Source organism: Acidiluteibacter sp. (assembly GCF_055129545.1).
The window spans coordinates 66,313-85,437 of the sequence record NZ_JBSRUB010000009.1 but is presented as its reverse complement, the minus strand read 5'-3'; the positions used below and the strand labels follow the sequence as shown (position 1 = coordinate 85,437).

Here is a 19,125-nt window from a genome sequence, read left to right as displayed (position 1 = left end):
CAGTTTGCCCTGCTCAACGATTTCTCTAAAAACCCAATTCCACTAAAGGTTCTTAAAAAATTTTCGTTGAAACAATAACAGGCTAACTATTCCAACTGTGATTGCAGAGTCAGCTATGTTAAAAACAGGTCGAAAAAATAAATAGTGCTCTCCCCCCCAAATAGGAAACCAATCTGGGAAAAATCCTTCCATTAAAGGGAAATAAAGCATGTCTACAACCTTTCCGTAAAGTATTGGTGCATAGCCACCAGACTCAGGCAAAAATGTAGCTACTTGGTTATAACTTTCATCGAACACAACCCCATAAAGCACACTGTCTATTATATTACCTACAGCACCTGCGAATATCAGGGAGCCTGTAATCAAAAGTCCTTTAGAAGTAGTTTTCTTTGGCATTCTAAATAAATAGATCCCGATTACGGTAACCACAATAATTCGAAAAAGGGTCAGAAAGAGCTTTCCATAATCGCCAGCAAACTCAATTCCAAAGGCCATTCCATTGTTCTCAGTAAAATGAATAATGAACCAATCTCCTAAAACAGAAAACTCTTCCCCAAGGAACATGTTTGTTTTAATCCAGAATTTTGACCATTGGTCGGCAATAAGGATGGTAAGTACAATGAATAAAGGGTGAGTTAGAAAACTGGTAATTCTTTTCATAGAGAAATATGCATAAAGAAAAAGGGCTCGTGGCCCTTTATTCTTATCTATTATTTTGAGCTTCTTTTGCTTCTATTGATAGGGTGGCGTGAGGTACTGCTCTTAACCTTTCTTTAGGGATTAACCTACCAGTATCTCTACACAAACCATACGTTTTGTTTTCAATGCGGATAAGGGCATTTTCTAAGTGGGAAATAAATTTCTCTTGTCTAATAGCCAATTGTGAAACCTCTTCACGTGAAAGAGTTTCAGAACCATCTTCCATCATTTTAAAGGAAGGAGAGGTATCATCAGTTCCATGATCATCTTTGTAAGAAAGCGTATCTCTTAAATTTTTTAAATCAACTTTCGCTTCACTTAACTTTCCATTAATTAATTCTTTAAACTCAGTTAATTCTGCATCTGAGTATCTCGTTTTTTCTTCGCTCATACTATTGTATTTTATATAGAGAAACAAAAGTTTCTATGTTGTTATCAAACTCTATTTTATGCTGGTTATCATCTAACTCATCGACCTGCACAATTGATTCAGCCAAAGTTTCCAAACAAATATACTGTTTATTAGCTTCGATTGCTGCAACCAACTCATCATGTTTTTTAACAGTGATTCTTATTTTATCAGTTACTTCAAATCCTGCATCTTTTCTAAGGTTCTGTATGCGATTCACCACTTCTCGAGCTATTCCTTCTTGTTTTAATTCGTCAGAAATGTTGATATCTAATGCCACTGTGTATGCCCCTTCAGAAGCTACTAACCAACCAGGAATATCATCAGTAGAAATCTCTACATCATCCATTGAAATGGCCAAATCATTCCCATCGATCGTAATCGTATACGATTGATCTTTCTCTAGTTTAGTAATTGCATCTTGGTTCATAGCTGCAATTGCAACCGCCACCTGCTTCATTTGCTTACCAAACTTTGGTCCCAATTTTTTAAAGTCAGCTTTGATTCGCTTCACCAATACTCCTGAAGTATCTTCTAGGTATTCAATTTCTTTTACGTTTACTTCAGAAAGAATTAAATCTTGTACTTCAGTTAATTGTCGCTTAAAAGTTGGGTCCAATACCGGAACCATAATTCGCTGTAAAGGCTGGCGAACTTTGATTTGCTCTTTCTTTCTTAAGGCCAAAATCATGGAAGTCACTTTTTGAGCAATCCCCATTCTCTGCTCTAGGTCTAAGTCAATCAAGTCATCATTTGCTTTTGCAAATTTGGCCAAATGAACTGATGTATTATTATCCTTACCACTAATTGCATTTAAATCATTAAACAAACGATCCATGAAGAACGGTGCAACGGGTGCAGACAGACGAGCAACAGTTTCTAAGCAAGTATATAATGTTTGGTATGCAGATATTTTATCGGTAGAATAATCTCCTTTCCAGAAACGTCTTCTGCATAAACGAACATACCAATTACTCAAGTTTTCAGTTACAAAATCTTGGATCTGTCTTGTAGCTTTTGTAGGCTCATAATCTGTATAAAGCGCATCAACTTCTGCAACCAAAGAGTTTAACTTTGACAACACCCACCGGTCTATTTCTGGTCGATCTTCTAAAGTAACCTCAGCTTCTTTATAAGTAAATCCATCAATATTGGCATACAAAGCAAAGAAGTTATAAGTATTGTAAAGTGTTCCAAAAAACTTACGTTGAACTTCCGTAATCCCATCCAAATCAAACTTTAAGTTGTCCCAAGGCTGAGCGTTACTAATCATATACCAACGGGTAGCATCAGGACCAAATTTATCTAAAGTCGTGAATGGATCTACCGCATTACCTAATCGTTTGGACATTTTCTGTCCATTTTTATCTAACACTAACCCATTTGAAACAACATTTTTAAAAGCTACAGAATCAAAACAAAGTGTGGCAATTGCATGCAATGTAAAAAACCAACCTCTCGTTTGATCAACACCTTCGGCAATAAAATCTGCCGGATAGAATTGATTCTGCTCGATTAACTCTTTATTTTCAAACGGATAATGCCATTGAGCATAAGGCATAGATCCAGAGTCAAACCAAACATCAATTAGGTCTAACTCTCTTTTCATTGGTTTACCTGACTCGGAAACCAAGATAATCTCATCTACAAATGGACGGTGAAAATCGAATGAATTGTAATTTTCTTTAGAGAAATCACCAGGAGTAAAATCAGCCATCGGGTTTTTATTCATAACCCCTGCTTCAACTGCTTTTTCACAAGCTAATTTTAATTCCTCAGCGGACTCAATCAAAACTTCTTCTACGCCATCTTCGGTTCTCCAAATTGGCAATGGAATACCCCAATAACGTGAACGAGAGAGGTTCCAATCTTGTAGATTTTCTAACCAGTTCCCAAAACGACCTGTTCCAGTACTTTCTGGCTTCCAATTGATCGTTTTATTGTTAGCGATTAATTCAGGCTTCATCGCCGTCGTTTTCACGAACCAAGAGTCTAATGGAAAATACAAAACTGGCTTATCGGTTCTCCAACAATGTGGATAACTGTGTTCGTATTTTTGCACATCAAAAGCACGGTTTTGCTCTTTTAACTTTATAGATATTCGCACATCAGCCGATTTATAATCATCGGGTTTTGTTGCTTCATCTTCATATTGCTCTTTTACATATACTCCTGCAAAATCAGTTACCTCTGGTAAAAATCGGCCCTGCATATCTACCAAATGCAAAGATCCAATTCCATTGGTTTTTGCCACTCTAAAGTCGTCAGCACCATAACTTGGTGCTAAGTGGACAATACCAGTACCGTCCTCTGTGGTTACAAAGTCACCTAATATTACTCTAAAAGCATCGCCATCTTCTGGTTGTACATACGGCATTAACTGCTCGTAACGAACCCCCTCCAATTCAGAACCTAACAGTTCCCCAACAACTTCAAATGGGATCTTTTTATCGCCTGCTTTATAGTCTTCTAATTTAAGCTCAGCGTCTTTTGGTGCAAACCATTTACTCAACAAATCTTTAGCTAAGATTACAGTAATTGGTTCAAATGTGTATTTATTAAACGATTTTACTTTAACATAGGTGATTTTTGAACCAACTCCCAAAGCTGTATTGGAAGGTAATGTCCAAGGAGTCGTGGTCCAAGCAATGAAAAACAAATCACCTTGAACATCTGCAAATAATGAAGCAGACTGCTGATTATTAATTACTTTAAACTGAACTGTAGCAGAAGTATCTTTCACCATCCTATAGCAGCCAGGTTGATTTAATTCGTGTGTGCTCAATCCTGTTCCTGCCGCAGGAGAGTATGGTTGAATAGTATATCCTTTATAAATCAATCCCTTTTTATACAACTTAGACAGCAAATACCAAACACTCTCAATGTATTTGTTATCATAGGTTACATAAGGATCTTTCATGTCTACCCAGTACCCCATCTGTTTGGTCAAATTGTTCCAAACATCAGTGTATCGCATTACCGCTTCTCGGCATTTTTGATTGTATTCTTCTACAGAAATGGTTCTCCCAATATCTTCCTTGGTAATCCCCAATTCCTTTTCAACGCCTAACTCTACAGGCAGTCCATGCGTATCCCATCCGGCCTTTCGTTTAACTTGAAAGCCCTTTTGAGTTTTATATCTACAAAAAATATCTTTTATAGTTCGTCCCATTACGTGGTGGATACCAGGTAATCCATTAGCAGAGGGAGGTCCTTCATAAAATACAAATGAAGGTGCTTCTTCTCTTGAATCAATACTTTCTTGAAACGTATTCTCCGCTTCCCATTTAGATAAAATTTCCGAAGCTATTTCGGGTAAATTTAATTGCTTGTATTCTTTGTATTTACTCATGTTGAATAATAACGTGTTCACTGTAATTTAATGGGCGCAAATTTAACAATTCTCAACCAGATGGGAATCATCAAAATTGAGCCTTAACTTTATGATAAAAAAACAGCCGATTGGTAATTCAATCGGCTGTTTAGGCTCTTTATTGAATATTTTCTTATTCTACTAAATGGTAGCAATTACTTTAAGTTCAATACCAATAGGTGTTGGTAAACTTTTAATTTCTACTGTAGTTCTGCACGGCTGATTATCAGCAAAGTACTCGGCATAAATTCGGTTGTAGGTTTTAAAATCTGCCTTCATATTGGTTAAAAATACTGTTACATCCACTACATCGGCCCAAGAGGCACCGGAATCTTCTACGATAGCTCTTACATTCTTAAACACAGAATGACATTGCTTTTCAATATCATACGATAGAATTTCTCCGTTTTCATCGAGTTCCACCCCTGGTATAATTTTAGTCCCCCTTTCTCTTGGCCCTACACCTGAAAGAAACAATAAATTACCCACTTTTCTGGCGTGAGGATAAGCACCAACAGGCTCTGGTGCTTTATGAGAATCAAATTTTTCTGAAGACATACTATTTATTTTGATAAACAAAGGTAATAATCTAACCTCAAATAGTAAACTTCGAATTCTATAGTAGCATTCAGCTTACAAATAAACACGCCCGTCGAAAGAAATACTAAGAACCCTAATTTTTAGGTTAATTGGGGTAGAATGTATTTTGAGGAAACCATAGGATCAAGAAGATATATTGGAAGAGAATTTTGATTTTAAATTTGATTAATCATGCACATAGTAACTCTTCCAAAAAGCATTAGTCCTGAAGTTTATAAAAAACTTATTTACTTATTGATTAAAGAGATCAACACAGATTTTAATATTCTTAAAAGCGCGTTTGGAAATAATGATTGGAAAGAGGTAAAAATGCTATCCCACAAAACTATTGGGGCTTCAGGTAGTTATAGCGCTTTAGAGGTGCAGGATTTAGCAAAATCACTTGAAATTTCAGTCAATTCAATTGAGGACCTCAACAAAAATGCCATTGAAAATCTTGAGAATGCAATTTCTAAGTTAAATGTATACATAAAGTCAATTTCCCAGCAACCAAACAAATAAACTTTACGTCTTTATCTTAACTTTTAACTTTCAGAGAGAATTTATTATAACCTTTGCAAGTCTAAAAAACTAAGAAAAATGAAAAATTTATTGCTTACTATTTATTCGCTTGCGTGCGTATTAACATTTACATCTTGTGAGAAAGAAACCAATCTAACTCCAAATCCACTTTTCAATAAAACTCCAAGTCAGCCTCAAAACTTTCAAGCTGATCTAGATAGCACAACTTATGTATTTGATATAACAACTAGTGTTGAGTCAAGTGGCTTTCTAAATCTAGAAGGTGTAAAAGGGATGTATAAAATTGTTGTTTTGACTAGTTCTTTAACTCCTGGGGTTTATAAAACTATAGACAACGGTTTAAATAATGTTAGTATATATGTGAATAACGGAGTTCTTGGGATATATTCCAGTGCTTTCGTACCAGTTCCTAATATGGAAATTAAAATCAATTCATTCGATGCAGTCAATAGAACTATTACAGGAACTCTAAGTGGATTAGTACAAGATATTAATACGAAAGATACCATTCGTATTAATAATGGTATTTTTTCTAATGTAAAAGTATTAAAAGGTCCAGATGTTAATTTAGGGACAATGACTGCCAAAATAGATGGAATTAAATTCGAGTCTTATTTTTGTGTTCAAACAAATGCTTCCTATAATGGAATTCAAATTAGTCAGATTGATGGATCAAGCAGTGGGGTGAGTAAGTCATTGAAGATTTTATTCAATGATAAAATAAAAGTTGGAACTTTTAATGTTGACGGTATTGATGTCTCTGCTCAGTATTATGCAAATTTATCTTCCAATCAAGATCCTTTCGAAGATAATTACGACGCAATTAATGGATCAATTGATGTAACCAAGATAGATACTGTTGCCAAAATCGCTGTAGGAACATTTAACTTTCAGGCGGTAAACCTTAACTCAGATACATTGAAAGTAACTGATGGGAAATTTGAAGCTGCTATTCAATAGTGCTTTTCCCAATAAGTGGGCGGAGGTATTACCATTTTGGGATATTCAATACCTTCCAGTTGATTAAATAAAGTATTTTGAGTGGTCCACGGGTGATGGACCACTTTTTTTTCAAGTATACCTAGTTCAGGAATCCATAGCTTTACATACTCACCATCAGGATCATAATTTTTAGCTTGTAAAATAATATTAAAGTATCGATCTCTGCTATCATTTCCCACACCAGCTATATACATCCAATTTCCATAATTGCTGCAAACGTCATAATCTAATAACACCGATTCAAAGTATTCTGCTCCTATTCTCCAATCTAGCTGCAACTCTTTAACTAAGAAGGAAGCAACATTCTGTCGCCCTCTATTGCTCATGAAGCCTGTTGCATTTAATTCTCGCATGTTGGCATCAATAAATGGAACTCCGGTTTGTCCAGTAGTCCAAGCTTTAACCAAATCAATATTGTCTTTATATTGATAAAATTGATTTTGAATCCCGTTTTTTTGAAAAATTCTATTCCCGTATTTAATTGCGATATATTTAAAATAATCCCTCCAAATTAATTCGAATATAAGCCAATAAGTGGAATCATTCGCTTCTACTAGTTGCTCATAATTTCTTACTTCCCAATATATTCTTCGTGGCGAAATACAGCCATTCCATAACCAAACTGAAAGCTTACTTGAATAGTTAGCTCCTATTAATCCATTCCTTTTTTCTTTGTACTGACTAAGCTCCCTGCTATCATAAAAATAATGGTTTAAACGGCGCATCGCTTCATCTTCTCCTCCTTGAAATGGAAATACTTCACGAGGATCCCTTTCAAGGGAATCTATTCCAAAATCCTCCAAAAGAGGAATCTGACCCATAAAAATTTGAGAAGGAAGTTGTTTGATTTTTTCTGGAATTGAAAAACAAGCTCTCACTTTAGATTTCTGCTCTATCAATTTCCTGAAAGGAGTAAATACTTTAGGAATTTCTTCCATTTTAAATGGAAGATCGTTGGGATGGTATAATGCTGCACCAAAAAAGTAGGTAATTTCTCCCTTAAACAACTTTGCCAATTGCTTCTCATTCTTGACTTCTTCTTCTGTGATTTCTTTGTGGCAAAATATAGCAGTTGCTTGACTATCTTTAGCTAACTCTATTAAGTGTTTGATAGGATTCCCTGTTCTAACCACTAAATCACTTCCTAGCTTTTGAATATTTTCTTTGAGGTTTTGTACACTTTCAATTAGAAATCGTGCACGATGCGTTCCTATTTTTGGAAAGCCAAATCTAGTTTTCTGAAAGAAAGCCTCTTCAAAACAATAAAACGGAATAACTTGATCAAACTTCTCTGTTGCCTTAAATAAGGCTTCATTATCATGTACCCTGAGGTCGTTTCTGAACCATACTATTGCTGTACTCATTTCTTATTTCTTCTACATTTCTCTCCACAGTAAAGGACACTCTCCCAGTTTCGTTCCCATTTCTTTCGCCATGAAAATGGTTTTTGACAAGTGGCACATATTTTTTGTGGCAAATTTCCTTTCTTAACCAATGCAGAGGGTATTTGTTTTAAGGACGATCATCAGAGTATGTGCCTAATAACTTATAGAGCGGTGAACGCCCAACAAGCCCAACAATAAGAAAGAAGACCCCAAGGAGCGTGAAAATAATTACTCCTGAAACAGATTCCATCTTGGTATATGTGAAATAAAATGTCGCGAAGGCCATCAAAAATCGTAGAATTCGATCTAGGAGCCCCATATTTTTCTTGAATCCAAACATTGTATCTAATTTTTACAGAATGTATCCATTTTTTTAATAAAATGAAACTTATTGGGCAGAAATGATCCTTTTTGCCATGTTTTTGAAGATAAAACCATGAAAAGGCAAAACAGAATACCAATACAATCGACCAGCTAATCCTTTTGGACGAAAAGTCGCTGTTTGGACTAAACAGTAAATATTGGAATCGTTCTTTTTCGGCACAATTTTAAACTCTAGCCATGCATCTCCAGGTAATTTCATCTCAGCGTACAACAACAATCTTACATTGGTTTCATCGGCCAATAACACTCTCCAAAAATCCAAAGAATCTCCGGCAAAAATATCGGTTGGACTGCGTCTACCCCTTCTTAATCCTACTCCTCCAACCAATTTATCCATATGTCCCCTTACTCTCCACAAAAAGTTTCCATAATACCAACCTCTGTTTCCTCCAATGGACCAAATGTTTCGTTTCACTCGTTCCAACTGACTCTTTTCAAACTCTTCTATTTTTACATCTTCAAATGTCCCATTTTGGGGCACTTCAATATAATCATTCAGTGAAGATTCAGGATGTACAAATTGATCAGAATCCACCCATGACGAAACCACCATGTTTTGCTCTATTCTTTTGAAGGCCAACTGAACAGCTTCAGAATAAGTAAACAAATCAATTTTAATAATTTCTCGTAAGTCGTTCTTAACGATAACTTCATTTTTCATACTGTCCACTAAATTGACAGCCAAATGGTAAGATGTTGAGGTGACGAAATACAACCAATAGGATGAAATTCGAGGGCTGAAAACTGGCACTGTCAAAATGTATCTTTTCATTCCGCGAACCTTGGCAAATTCAAGAAGCATTTGCTTATACGTCAAAATATCAGGACCTCCAATATCGTATGTATTGTGATATGTTTTTTGATTTAAAGCAGTACGGCTTAAGTATTCAATGACATTCCTAACTCCAATTGGCTGACAATTAGTATTTAGCCATTTTGGAGCAATCATAAATGGGAGCTTTTCAACTAAATCTCGAATAATTTCGAAACTTGGACCACCCGAACCAATTACAATAGCAGCTCGAATTACGGTCGTCGGAACTTTAGACTGTTGCAACACCTCTTCAACACTTTTTCTGCTGCTTAAGTGTTTCGATAGGTCAGAATCATTTGAAATTCCTCCCAAATAAATAATTTGCTGCGCCTGTGATCGATCTATATAGTTCTTAAAATTTTCAGCAGTCTGTTGTTCCATTTCTTGAAAGTCACCTGAAGTGGACGAAAGGGAGTGAATTAAGAAATAAGCCACGTCAAAATCCAGAGGCAAGTTCTCCAAAGAGGATTCTTGCAGGAAATCTGCCTGAAAAATAGTTACATTCTCTTTTATGGACTCATTGATAGTGATTCTACTTTTATCACGAACAACAGCATACACCTGATGTCCATCTTGTGTTAGGCTTGACAACAATCGTTTTCCAATATATCCATTGGCACCAGTGAGTAGAATTTTCAAAATGATTCTTTTTTAGTTAAACAAACACCTATAGATGATTGTTTGTATGAAACTGTAAATTACAAAACATGCATAGATTAAAACGAATTAGTCGACTACCAATTTCGCTAGACAAAGCTTGGGATTTTTTCTCATCTCCACAAAACTTGAAAGAAATCACACCAGACTACATGGGATTTGATATCACTTGTGAGCTACCTGAAAAGATGTATCCGGGAATGGTAATCACTTATAAAGTAAAGCCACTTTTGGGTATCCCGATTGGTTGGATGACAGAAATCACTCACATTGAGGATAAAAAGTTCTTTGTGGATGAGCAGCGAGTAGGGCCATATACTATTTGGCACCATCAACACCATTTTAAAGCCATTGAGGGCGGTGTAGAGATGATTGACACTGTTGATTACGTTTTGCCGTTAGGCCCGATAGGAAGAGCTGTAGAACCTATTTTAGTTCGAGGAAAACTGAAAGAAATCTTTGATTATAGAGAGAAAAAAGTGGAGGAGTTGTTTGGAAAATTCTAATTGACAATAAAACCGATTTAAACATAAAAAAGGGCGAAATCAGAATTGATTTCGCCCTTTCGTATGCTAATAAAAGTTGACTTATTTGATGGTCACTTTTTGAATGGTATTCTTTCCGTTGATGTTTGTTCTCAAGAAATACATTCCATTGTTTAAGCTTGACAAATCAATTTGCTCTTGTACAGAATTTGCACCTGAGAAATTGTTATTGTAAACCACTTTTCCAGTAATATCATATACCTCAACTAGAACGTTTCCAATCTTGTTTTCATCAGTTATGTTTAACGTAATGAATCCGTTTGAAGGGTTTGGATATACTTTAATTGCGGAAGTAGCACTTAAAATTTCATTCGTTCCGATAATAACAGTCCTTGGTTTTCCAAAGTTTGGACGAATCAAATAAGTTAATGCAAGTGCTGGGTTAACTACCTCGTTAGGTCTCCAAGGATTAGCTCCAAAAATTACAAAATTAGTGTTCGCAATAAACTTAGTTGCAGTCGTTCCAATAGTCACGTTAGAATCTTGCTCTTCTACACCTACAAAGAAAGAGTCAGCAGGAAGAATTACATATCCACCTGCATTATTAAACGTCAAAGTAGCGTAAGAAGCTCCCGTATTGGTATAAATCATTGTATCTGTTGTAGCAATGATACTTCCAGGGATTCCATTTGTAAAGTTTCTAACTTGAGCGCTTAGCGGTTGGTTAGTCATTACCCCGCCACCATTTAAGATATAAACAGAAACAGAAGTTAATGTATCGCTTTTATTAATCTCATAAACAGAACCTAACTCTCCTCCTGCACCTGAACCAATTCCTAATGAACCAGTAGCAATACCATTGTCTCTAGCCATTGTTGTATCAGTTACAATCAATGTATCAGATGAATTTGAGTTGTTTGTTAAGTTAGCGTCAACGTTAGCGTGAGAAACTAAATAGTCTACAGTGTAAGAACCTAACACTGTTGGAACATAATTGGCCACTTTTACGAAAGTATTGTTAGCACCAGGAGCTAATTTAGCTATTGAAGAACTATCTCTATATACTACTGTTGCATTTCTTTTAACGGTATAATTCACTTTTACATTTCTCAATGTATCTGCTCCTATATTTCCGGCAATTGCAGCGAAAACAATGGAATCCGTTTGATTAAATGGCAACCTTGTGTACTCTGATAATCTATTTGTAGCTAATAATTCTACCTCATATGATGCAGCGTTCTTTACAGAAATATCATCAATTGCGATATCATCGTAGAAAGTACCATTTGTTTCATCAACTACAAATCGAATCTTAATTGTAGCAAAAGATCCAAATGGTGATAAGTCAACTTTATTTCTTTTCCAACCATTTGTGTTCACTGAATCAGTAAATACAGTATCCAAAGTAGATCCATATTCTACAGTTACATAAAGCGTAGCGTTTCTTGAACCAGTTTCTCGATCACTATAATGAAAGAACTCTAATTCAGGATTTGTTAACCCACTAATATCGATGTCAGGCATTTGCAGCGTTACGTCAGAAGAAGATGGAGTTTCAGAATCGTCTACGTAAGCAAAAAATCCAGTTCCACTATTATCAGTTGAAGGCCCATGACCACCACCAATAGTTGGTGAGTATGCCTGTGAAAGCACCCACAATTCATTAGACGTAGAATAGTTGCTTAAGCAAGGATCAAAAGTAGCTGAACCAAAGTTTTGTGTGTAAGGAGCTACAGCTACAGGACAAGTGGTAGCAAATCTTCCTTTAACTGACCAGAAGCTATTATTCCCTGCACTACAACTATCTTCGACTCTAAATTCATAAGGAGTTGAAGCGGTTAATCCGGTTAACGTATATGGCTTAGCTGTTATATTTGAAACTTTAGTTCCTGTACCAGATGCAAAACCAACAGGACCGTACTCAATGTTCCAAATCGTAGCACCACCCGAAGTCCAGTTTAAATCAATACTTGTTGTTGTAGGATTTGAAGCAACAGGTAATCTAGGATTCAAACAATTTGGTACTACTGTATTGTATCCAAATAATATATCAGGAGTTCCTTGCATTACACCAAAAACCTGTAAGTTAGATGTATTGTATTGATCAGTAATAAATAAACCACCTGCAATTGGTCCAGCAGTTGGTTGTTGAAATCCAATTAAATCAGGTGTTACTGCGTAAAAAATACCAGTTGGAGTTCCAGAAGGAATAGAAATTACATCTATTCTTGCTAGTTCTAAAGCACCAGTTGCGCCTTGATTAAACAAATAAAGATAAGGACCACCTGCCGTAACAGTATCCACAGCTCCACCGTAAATAGCAGAAACCCCATGCGTAGCCATTGGGATAACAGTTGAAGCAACACCAGTCTTACTTACCAATACTACATCGGAAGTAAAGTTTCCTAGCCAGAAACCACCTGCACCACTAAAAGCTGTCGGATCGTAAGCACACATTCTTGCACCCACAGTTGTTCCAGTGATTGCAATCGTTGAAGTTCTAGTTTTTGTAACGGGATTCACTACAAAAATTGAAGCTCCAGCAGCACCCATGTATAAAGAAGTACCATCTGTAGTAATTGAACGAATACCTGTCACACCGGGAATAGTAAACTTTGAAGTAACCTGCCCTTGAGCATTCATGGTAAAGATAGAATCCGAAGCCCATTTAGAAACCCAAAATTGTCCATTTAAATAAGTAACTCCAGCATTGCCATCTTTAACAGATCCTGCTTGGAACTTCTGCAACGAGTCGCCAATGTTAACTGTTAAAAATGGATTTAAAGCAGACTTACTAAAGTTGTTTGAAAACCCTTTTGAAGTTGGATTAATCACAAGCCCATCGATAGACTCGGATTGCGCAAATAGTGACGATGAAGCCACTAAAGCAGTACTAGCTAATGCGACAGCAAGTCCTTTTAGCCTTTTACTAGGTAATAAATTTCTCATAATTAATAGTTTTTAAAACCTTAAGACGAGATATATATTGAAATAGTTGCCAAAATAGAGTTGTTATAAAACATTTAACATTTGAAGACTCTCCATAAAAAAAGCCCTGAACATCAATGTTCAAGGCTTCTAAATTTATTGAGAATACGATTAGTGAGTTACAACTAAACGCTCTGTTCTATTTCCAATTCTAATTGAATAAATTCCGTTATCCAAATCAGAAACGTCAACATTCATTTTAGCAGAAGAGATTGCTGATTGATAAACTAACTTTCCATCAATTGAATAAATAAAAACTCTTTCTTGGCTATTGGCAAACTTATTCATTTCAATTGTAAGGTTACCGTTAGTAGGATTAGGGTAAACTGCAAATGCATTTGCATTCGCTTCTAATTCAGAAAGGCTTGTGATTTTCCCTACAGCTAATAATTTTGTTTCAGTAGATACACAAAACGAACCATTGTATTGACGGATCGTATCATTCAATGAAACGGTATAGTTTTGAAGTGTATTGTATACTACATTTGAATCAGTAACTCCAACTGCTCCACCACCATTACCAAAATCATAAGTATGGTTTGAAATACTATTACCAAGAGCAACGTTGAAGTTATACATTCTGTCATTAATAACAGGAGAAGAACTATTTGTTACACTAATAGTTGCAGGTACTGAGTACAAACTATCAGGGTTCAAAACAAAGTCAGTATTTAAGTCATAATCTACATGTGGGTGACACAAGAAATCTGCATTAAATGAAAGACCACCTACACTAACTACCGAACCTCTTAAATAATTAGCTCCAATCTTCAAAATAGACAAATCTTCAAAACCACCATTTCCTGCGGTGTAAGAATTGCTAATCATAGATACAGGAGTTGCAGAATTATTAGATACAATTAAAATATAAGGTTGTGTAACTATTACTGGAGTAGTAAAAGCAACAGACTTAAATGACCCAGCCAATGTACCAGCTCCAGAAGTATCAATTGTGATAGCCTTAGTAGCTAAAGGTGCACCTGTAGGTAATGAATCTGTACCTGCAAGATAAATTGAGGCGTTAATAGTAATTGTAGCTCCATTTGTTCCATTACTTTTCCATGCAAAAAAGTCAAATCCACTTACTGTAATTGAATCCGAAGCATTGTAGTACTGACCCGCTTCAGAAGCAGAAGTAGCGTTATTAATACTTAAAGCAGAAAGTCCTGTAGCTTTTCTTAAAGGATAATCTACAGTATCAGTTCCACAAACAGCCAAAGATTTGTTGTATGTATTGGCACTTTTATTCAATTTTAAATCATTAACAATAGTAGGATTGTTAGGTGCAACCTGCAATTGAGCTGTACTAGTTAATGAAGCTCCGCCTATAAGAAATAATGAAAAGGCAGCATTTAAAAGATAGTTTTTGTTCATAATGAATTGTTTTGAGATAGAGTTTAACTTAATTATTACTCTATTCTATGATTAATAAAAATTATTGATAGTTCACTAACCAATAAAACCTGAATAGGTTTTATCACTTCGTGTATTGTAATTTTGAAATAAGTAAACTGATGTTTCGAGGTGAAAATCTTGAAAATTTACCCCTAATAGTTAAAAAGTTTTTACTTGAATATACAAGTAGGTTAATAATTCAATTTAATAGTATCTTGGGAAAAGACTCGCCAAATTTAATATTAATTTAGGATTGAACTTGTTAAAAAATATAAAAGGCTAATTCTAATGACAACTGGTAATTAGTTGCAAATGATCCTTCGGAATCAATTACTATTTTTTAATTCAACGCACTTTTGTAGGTTTCCAATGCTCTATTTCTAGCCATTTTATGCTCTACCATTGGTTCTGGGTATTTTTCTGTATTCCATTCCTTCACCCATTTTTTGATGTATTTATAGTCTTTGTCGAATCGTTTAATTTGTTCGGATGGGTTAAAAACTCGAAAATAAGGCGCTGCATCTACACCAGTACCAGCTGCCCATTGCCAATTTCCATTGTTGGCAGAAAGTTCATAATCCAATAACTTTTCAGCAAAATAGGCCTCTCCCCATTTCCAATCTATTAGTAAATGTTTGGTCAAAAAACTTGCCACCACCATTCTTACTCGGTTGTGCATAAATCCTGTTTCATTCAGTTCTCGCATTCCAGCATCAACTAACGGGTAGCCTGTTTTTCCTTCGCACCACTTTTTAAACTCTTCTTCATTATTTCGCCATTTTACAGCGTCGTACTTACGATGGAAATTATTCGAAACTACATCGGGATAATAACTCAATATGGTCATAAAGAATTCGCGCCAAATTAGTTCACTTAAAAATACCTCGCTTTTATCTTTTGCCCTTGAAGCTATTTCACGAATGGAAACCGTCCCGAATCTTAGGTGAATTCCTAACCTTGAAGTGCTATCTTTTCCTGGAAAGTCTCGTTCATCAGCATACGTTTCTAATGTACTGTCTTGTAAGTTAGACTTGGGAAGCTCTATATCTGTCAGCGCAAAACCAATATCATTTAATGACGGAAACTCAAATTTAGATGGATTCCATCCTTCAAATCGAAGTGCAGATGAATAGGAATCAAGGTGATTTTTCTGAAGTGCTGCTTTCCACTTTTTACTAAATGGAGTGAATACCAAATAAGGCGTTCCGTCATCTTTCAGCACCTCTCCCGGTTCAAGTATCACCTGATCTTTAAAGGTATTAAAAGTGACTCCTTTTGATTTTAGAAATCCTTCCACCCATTTATCTCGTTCTTTTGCATAAGGTTCATAATCTCGATTGCAATAAACAGAAGCAACTTCAAAGTCAGTCACAACTTTTTCCCAAATTTCTTTCGGTTTGCCATGATACACTTTCAAACTACTGCCTTTCGTTTTTAAAGATTCGTTTATCGCAGTCAATTCTTGATGAATAAAACTCACTCTCGCATCTTTCTTATCCTTAAGATCAGACAAGATTTCTTCATCAAATATAAAAATAGGCTGCACCGGAACATCTCCTGAAAGCGCATGATACAATCCTGCATTATCATTTAACCTTAAATCTCTTCTAAACCAAAATATGGCCACTTTATTCATCTTCATGTCTTAAGGAGTTATGGTTTGGCGTAGGGCAATCGTTCCAATAAAGTAGTTTTATAATACGCGTCTAACCCAACCACCGTAATACTTCCATGCTGTTGAATATCTATAAAACCATCTTCTGAAATTTGATTGTTTTCCAACTCAATGAACATAATTTCTCCAATGATAATATAAGTGCCGTTTAATTCAATTGGCTTAATTTCCCTTAGTTCTAGCCCAATTTTTATAGTACTTTCTTTTACAAATGGAACAGGAAACCCATCCATGTATTGTTCTGTTAATCCAACTTTTTTGAACTCAGAAATCCCTCTATCATACCGTGCAGAAGTTTGATGTGCTTGTTTATAAATCGACTCATTAACATGGTTCAACGTATATTTACCCGCATCTCTAATATTTTTAAGTGTATGTCGGTCTACAGAATCTGGTCGTGATACCATTCCAATCAATGGTGGATTTGCTCCAATATGAAAAATAGAATTGAAAGGTGCCAAATTGGTAATCCCATTTTTGTTGATGGTTCCTACTAAATTCAAGGCTTTAAACCCCTCAATTGAATTGATAAGGTTAGCTCTGTACCGCTGTTCTAGGTTTTCGATTTCTAACTTTGTGAATGACTTTTTCATTACTTTAAACTACCCATTCCTCCATCAACATGCAACACCTGACCAGTAATCCATGATGATTTATCGGTCAATAAGAAAATTGCTGCATCAGCAATATCTTTAGTGGTTCCAATTTTCTTTAATGGATGTCTGTCTGCATTTGCTTTTCGCTTTTCATCAGAGGATAACAGACTATTTGCTAATGGGGTATCAGTTAATGAAGGTGCAACTAAATTCACTCTAATTTTCGGAGCTAACTCTGAGGCCAACGCTCTACCGAAACCTTCAAGTGCCCCTTTCGCCATTGCTACCGAAGTGTGGAAAGTCAATCCTGTTTGAACAGCAACGGTACTAAATAGGACGATAGATGCAGTCTCTGCTTTCTTCAATGCAGGTAATGCTTGCTGAATAACCTTTGTTGCTCCAATGGAGTTCAATTGTAATTCATTCACGAATTCCTCTGTTTTTAATCGATGGAAGGGCTTTAGGTTGATAGAACCCGGACAGTAAACCACACCATCTAATTGCTCTGGTAGGTTCAATTCAAAAGAATTCAGTACATCGATTTGCTGAAAAGTAACATTATCAAATCCTTCTAAGTTTTTATTTTCTCGCGCAGCTACAATTATTTTATGGCCTTGTTTTGATAAATCTTCTACGATTTTATTCCCTATTCCGGAGGTTCCTCCTACAATTAGATATGTTTTATCCATTTCTCTTTTTTTATCGAAACAAAAAAATGTACTAAATGTTTATCTGTAAGGATTTTTATGGAAAAAACTAAACGCTTCTGAGGGGGGTTATGCTCTTTTTTCTAATCTATTTTTAACGACTTTCTCCCAACTGATCAAAAACCAAGGAGTATAATTTTCTGGATTCTCAGAAATATCAGTCTCCAAAACATCTAAATCGATCCATTTCCAATCATTAACCTCAATCGGATTGGGATTTGGAGAATCGTTAAAATGGCCAATCAATACATGATCGTATTCATGTTCTACCAATCCATTAGAAAACTCTGCTCGGTATATAAATTCAAATTCTTTATTCAGGTCACAGTCGAAACCCATTTCCTCCATCAATCTACGATGTGCCGCTTGATTGCTCGTTTCACCAGGCTGCTGATGACTGCAACAGGCGTTTGTCCACAAACCAGGAGAGTGATATTTATCCAGAGCCCGCTGATGAATCATCATCTGATTTTGATCATTGAAAATGAAAATAGAAAAAGCACGATGTAGCAACCCTTTTTCATGGGCTTCCATCTTTTCCATAACTCCGATCTGGTTATCCGATTGATCTACTAACAGTACAAACTTTCCCAATCTATAAAATATTAAAACTGTGCTTGATATATGAACTTAATAACAATCCATATTTTTTATTGTTTGGAATACGAACACGCTTATCCAAAATGATAGATGGCGGTGTATTCTGAATTTTTTTAAACAGTGCATAATAATACACATAGGCAGTATAAACCCCTAGTCGAGAATTTTTGGGCAATTGTTTAATTCCAACATATGCTTCCTTAAAGTCTTGCTCTATGTCTGCTTCTATTTCTCTTTTAGAAGCTTCATTAAAAGTAGCTAGATCCACATTTGGAAAGTAACTTCTTCCCATGTCTTTATAGTCTTGCTTCAAATCTCTCAAGAAATTTATTTTCTGAAAAGCAGCTCCCAATTTCATAGCTGAAGGTTTGAGGTGCTGATATTGTTCATCGTCTCCTTGACAAAAAACCCGTAAACACATTAATCCAACCACCTCGGCTGAGCCCAAAATATATTTTTCAAAACTGTCTTGATCGAATACTTTTTGAGACAAGTCCATTTCCATACTATGTAAAAATGCCTCAATTAATTCCTTTTCAATACCATATTCATTCACAGCATCTTGAAAAGAGTGCAATACTGGGTTCAAACTAATCTTCTCATCAATAGCTTTATAAGTATCCTTTTTAAACTCGTGCAATAATTGTAGCTTATCGTAATCATGAAAAGAATCTACAATTTCATCGGCCAACCTTACAAAACCATAAATAGAGTAGATAGGTTGATGAATTTTTCGATCTAAAACATAAATTCCAATGGAAAAAGAAGTACTATATGTATTAGTAATCAACTTACTAATCTTAAAAGATGATTTATCGTATAGTGCCTTCATGT

Annotated in this window: 18 protein-coding genes; 3 read left to right on the top strand and 15 right to left on the bottom strand. The window is 35.6% G+C overall.

Translation table 11 applies throughout. The features are described from left to right. Positions 1–42 precede the first annotated feature (42 nt). The 4 genes from ACTB0X_RS04050 to ACTB0X_RS04035 all read right to left on the bottom strand — a co-directional run bounded on the left by ACTB0X_RS04050 (position 43) and on the right by ACTB0X_RS04035 (position 5,039). Positions 43–660 carry a lipoprotein signal peptidase gene (locus tag ACTB0X_RS04050; RefSeq protein WP_463023710.1) on the bottom strand — a complete coding sequence of 206 codons (618 nt, stop codon included), beginning with the start codon at positions 658–660 and terminating at the stop codon, positions 43–45. A gap of 43 nt (positions 661–703) precedes the next feature. Beyond that, positions 704–1,090, bottom strand: coding sequence for a TraR/DksA family transcriptional regulator (locus ACTB0X_RS04045; protein ID WP_463023709.1), 387 nt, complete (start codon positions 1,088–1,090; stop codon positions 704–706). Between the two features lies 1 nt (position 1,091). Next, positions 1,092–4,460, bottom strand: coding sequence for an isoleucine--tRNA ligase (ileS, locus tag ACTB0X_RS04040; protein WP_463023708.1), 3,369 nt, complete (start codon positions 4,458–4,460; stop codon positions 1,092–1,094). 162 nt (positions 4,461–4,622) lie between these two features. Then, positions 4,623–5,039 (bottom strand): RidA family protein, encoded by a 417-nt coding sequence (locus ACTB0X_RS04035; RefSeq protein ID WP_463023707.1) that lies wholly within the window; start codon positions 5,037–5,039, stop codon positions 4,623–4,625. A 213-nt stretch (positions 5,040–5,252) separates the two neighbouring features. Here ACTB0X_RS04035 and ACTB0X_RS04030 point away from each other — a divergent pair, with 213 nt between their 5' ends. Both ACTB0X_RS04030 and ACTB0X_RS04025 read left to right on the top strand, forming a co-directional pair. Further along, entirely contained in the window at positions 5,253–5,582 is a 330-nt protein-coding gene (locus ACTB0X_RS04030; RefSeq protein ID WP_463023706.1) for an Hpt domain-containing protein, read from the top strand. Positions 5,583–5,660: 78 nt separating this feature from the next. Then, entirely contained in the window at positions 5,661–6,563 is a 903-nt protein-coding gene (locus ACTB0X_RS04025) for a DUF6252 domain-containing protein (protein WP_463023705.1), read from the top strand. Here the strand turns inward: ACTB0X_RS04025 and ACTB0X_RS04020 are convergent. From ACTB0X_RS04020 to ACTB0X_RS04005, 4 genes are all read right to left on the bottom strand, one after another. Next, entirely contained in the window at positions 6,557–7,969 is a 1,413-nt protein-coding gene (locus ACTB0X_RS04020; RefSeq protein ID WP_463023704.1) for a DASH family cryptochrome, read from the bottom strand. The genes ACTB0X_RS04025 and ACTB0X_RS04020 overlap by 7 nt on opposite strands. Continuing rightward, entirely contained in the window at positions 7,966–8,100 is a 135-nt protein-coding gene (locus ACTB0X_RS04015) for a DUF2256 domain-containing protein (RefSeq protein ID WP_463023703.1), read from the bottom strand. The genes ACTB0X_RS04020 and ACTB0X_RS04015 overlap by 4 nt, the downstream gene beginning before the upstream one ends. A 17-nt stretch (positions 8,101–8,117) precedes the next feature. Next, complete coding sequence (locus ACTB0X_RS04010; protein ID WP_463023702.1) at positions 8,118–8,309, bottom strand: YgaP family membrane protein; 192 nt, start codon at positions 8,307–8,309, stop codon at positions 8,118–8,120. Positions 8,310–8,378: 69 nt separating this feature from the next. Continuing rightward, positions 8,379–9,827: an SDR family oxidoreductase gene (locus ACTB0X_RS04005; RefSeq protein ID WP_463023701.1), complete on the bottom strand. Its 1,449-nt coding sequence runs from the start codon at positions 9,825–9,827 to the stop codon at positions 8,379–8,381. A gap of 68 nt (positions 9,828–9,895) precedes the next feature. On the opposite strand from ACTB0X_RS04005, the gene ACTB0X_RS04000 reads away from it, so the two are divergent. Then, positions 9,896–10,351: an SRPBCC family protein gene (locus tag ACTB0X_RS04000; protein WP_463023700.1), complete on the top strand. Its 456-nt coding sequence runs from the start codon at positions 9,896–9,898 to the stop codon at positions 10,349–10,351. Between the two features lie 81 nt (positions 10,352–10,432). Here ACTB0X_RS04000 and ACTB0X_RS03995 read toward each other — a convergent pair whose 3' ends face one another. The 7 genes from ACTB0X_RS03995 to ACTB0X_RS03965 all read right to left on the bottom strand — a co-directional run bounded on the left by ACTB0X_RS03995 (position 10,433) and on the right by ACTB0X_RS03965 (position 19,123). After that, on the bottom strand, positions 10,433–13,279 hold the full coding sequence (locus tag ACTB0X_RS03995) for a T9SS type A sorting domain-containing protein (protein WP_463023699.1): 2,847 nt from the start codon (positions 13,277–13,279) through the stop codon (positions 10,433–10,435). Between the two features lie 150 nt (positions 13,280–13,429). Beyond that, positions 13,430–14,692, bottom strand: coding sequence for a T9SS type A sorting domain-containing protein (locus tag ACTB0X_RS03990; protein WP_463023698.1), 1,263 nt, complete (start codon positions 14,690–14,692; stop codon positions 13,430–13,432). Positions 14,693–15,053: 361 nt separating this feature from the next. Continuing rightward, positions 15,054–16,355, bottom strand: a complete 1,302-nt coding sequence (locus ACTB0X_RS03985) for a cryptochrome/photolyase family protein (RefSeq protein ID WP_463023697.1) — start codon at positions 16,353–16,355, stop codon at positions 15,054–15,056. An 11-nt stretch (positions 16,356–16,366) separates the two neighbouring features. Further along, positions 16,367–16,981 carry a flavin reductase family protein gene (locus ACTB0X_RS03980; protein WP_463023696.1) on the bottom strand — a complete coding sequence of 205 codons (615 nt, stop codon included), beginning with the start codon at positions 16,979–16,981 and terminating at the stop codon, positions 16,367–16,369. After that, positions 16,981–17,673, bottom strand: a complete 693-nt coding sequence (locus ACTB0X_RS03975; protein ID WP_463023695.1) for an SDR family NAD(P)-dependent oxidoreductase — start codon at positions 17,671–17,673, stop codon at positions 16,981–16,983. The genes ACTB0X_RS03980 and ACTB0X_RS03975 overlap by 1 nt, the downstream gene beginning before the upstream one ends. An 87-nt stretch (positions 17,674–17,760) precedes the next feature. Further along, a complete protein-coding gene (gene idi, locus ACTB0X_RS03970; protein WP_463023694.1) occupies positions 17,761–18,285 on the bottom strand; it encodes an isopentenyl-diphosphate Delta-isomerase in 525 nt (174 codons plus the stop codon). A 1-nt stretch (position 18,286) separates the two neighbouring features. Further along, positions 18,287–19,123, bottom strand: coding sequence for a phytoene/squalene synthase family protein (locus ACTB0X_RS03965; protein ID WP_463023693.1), 837 nt, complete (start codon positions 19,121–19,123; stop codon positions 18,287–18,289). Positions 19,124–19,125: the final 2 nt, after the last annotated feature.

Coding starts and splice junctions, on each gene's coding strand:
- ACTB0X_RS04050 (WP_463023710.1), bottom strand. CDS start 660: ATGAAAAGAATTACCAGTTTTCTAACTCACCCTTTATTCATTGTACTT.
- ACTB0X_RS04045 (WP_463023709.1), bottom strand. CDS start 1,090: ATGAGCGAAGAAAAAACGAGATACTCAGATGCAGAATTAACTGAGTTT.
- ileS (WP_463023708.1), bottom strand. CDS start 4,460: ATGAGTAAATACAAAGAATACAAGCAATTAAATTTACCCGAAATAGCT.
- ACTB0X_RS04035 (WP_463023707.1), bottom strand. CDS start 5,039: ATGTCTTCAGAAAAATTTGATTCTCATAAAGCACCAGAGCCTGTTGGT.
- ACTB0X_RS04030 (WP_463023706.1), top strand. CDS start 5,253: ATGCACATAGTAACTCTTCCAAAAAGCATTAGTCCTGAAGTTTATAAA.
- ACTB0X_RS04025 (WP_463023705.1), top strand. CDS start 5,661: ATGAAAAATTTATTGCTTACTATTTATTCGCTTGCGTGCGTATTAACA.
- ACTB0X_RS04020 (WP_463023704.1), bottom strand. CDS start 7,969: ATGAGTACAGCAATAGTATGGTTCAGAAACGACCTCAGGGTACATGAT.
- ACTB0X_RS04010 (WP_463023702.1), bottom strand. CDS start 8,309: ATGGGGCTCCTAGATCGAATTCTACGATTTTTGATGGCCTTCGCGACA.
- ACTB0X_RS04000 (WP_463023700.1), top strand. CDS start 9,896: ATGCATAGATTAAAACGAATTAGTCGACTACCAATTTCGCTAGACAAA.
- ACTB0X_RS03995 (WP_463023699.1), bottom strand. CDS start 13,279: ATGAGAAATTTATTACCTAGTAAAAGGCTAAAAGGACTTGCTGTCGCA.
- ACTB0X_RS03990 (WP_463023698.1), bottom strand. CDS start 14,692: ATGAACAAAAACTATCTTTTAAATGCTGCCTTTTCATTATTTCTTATA.
- ACTB0X_RS03985 (WP_463023697.1), bottom strand. CDS start 16,355: ATGAAGATGAATAAAGTGGCCATATTTTGGTTTAGAAGAGATTTAAGG.
- ACTB0X_RS03980 (WP_463023696.1), bottom strand. CDS start 16,981: ATGAAAAAGTCATTCACAAAGTTAGAAATCGAAAACCTAGAACAGCGG.
- ACTB0X_RS03975 (WP_463023695.1), bottom strand. CDS start 17,673: ATGGATAAAACATATCTAATTGTAGGAGGAACCTCCGGAATAGGGAAT.
- ACTB0X_RS03965 (WP_463023693.1), bottom strand. CDS start 19,123: ATGAAGGCACTATACGATAAATCATCTTTTAAGATTAGTAAGTTGATT.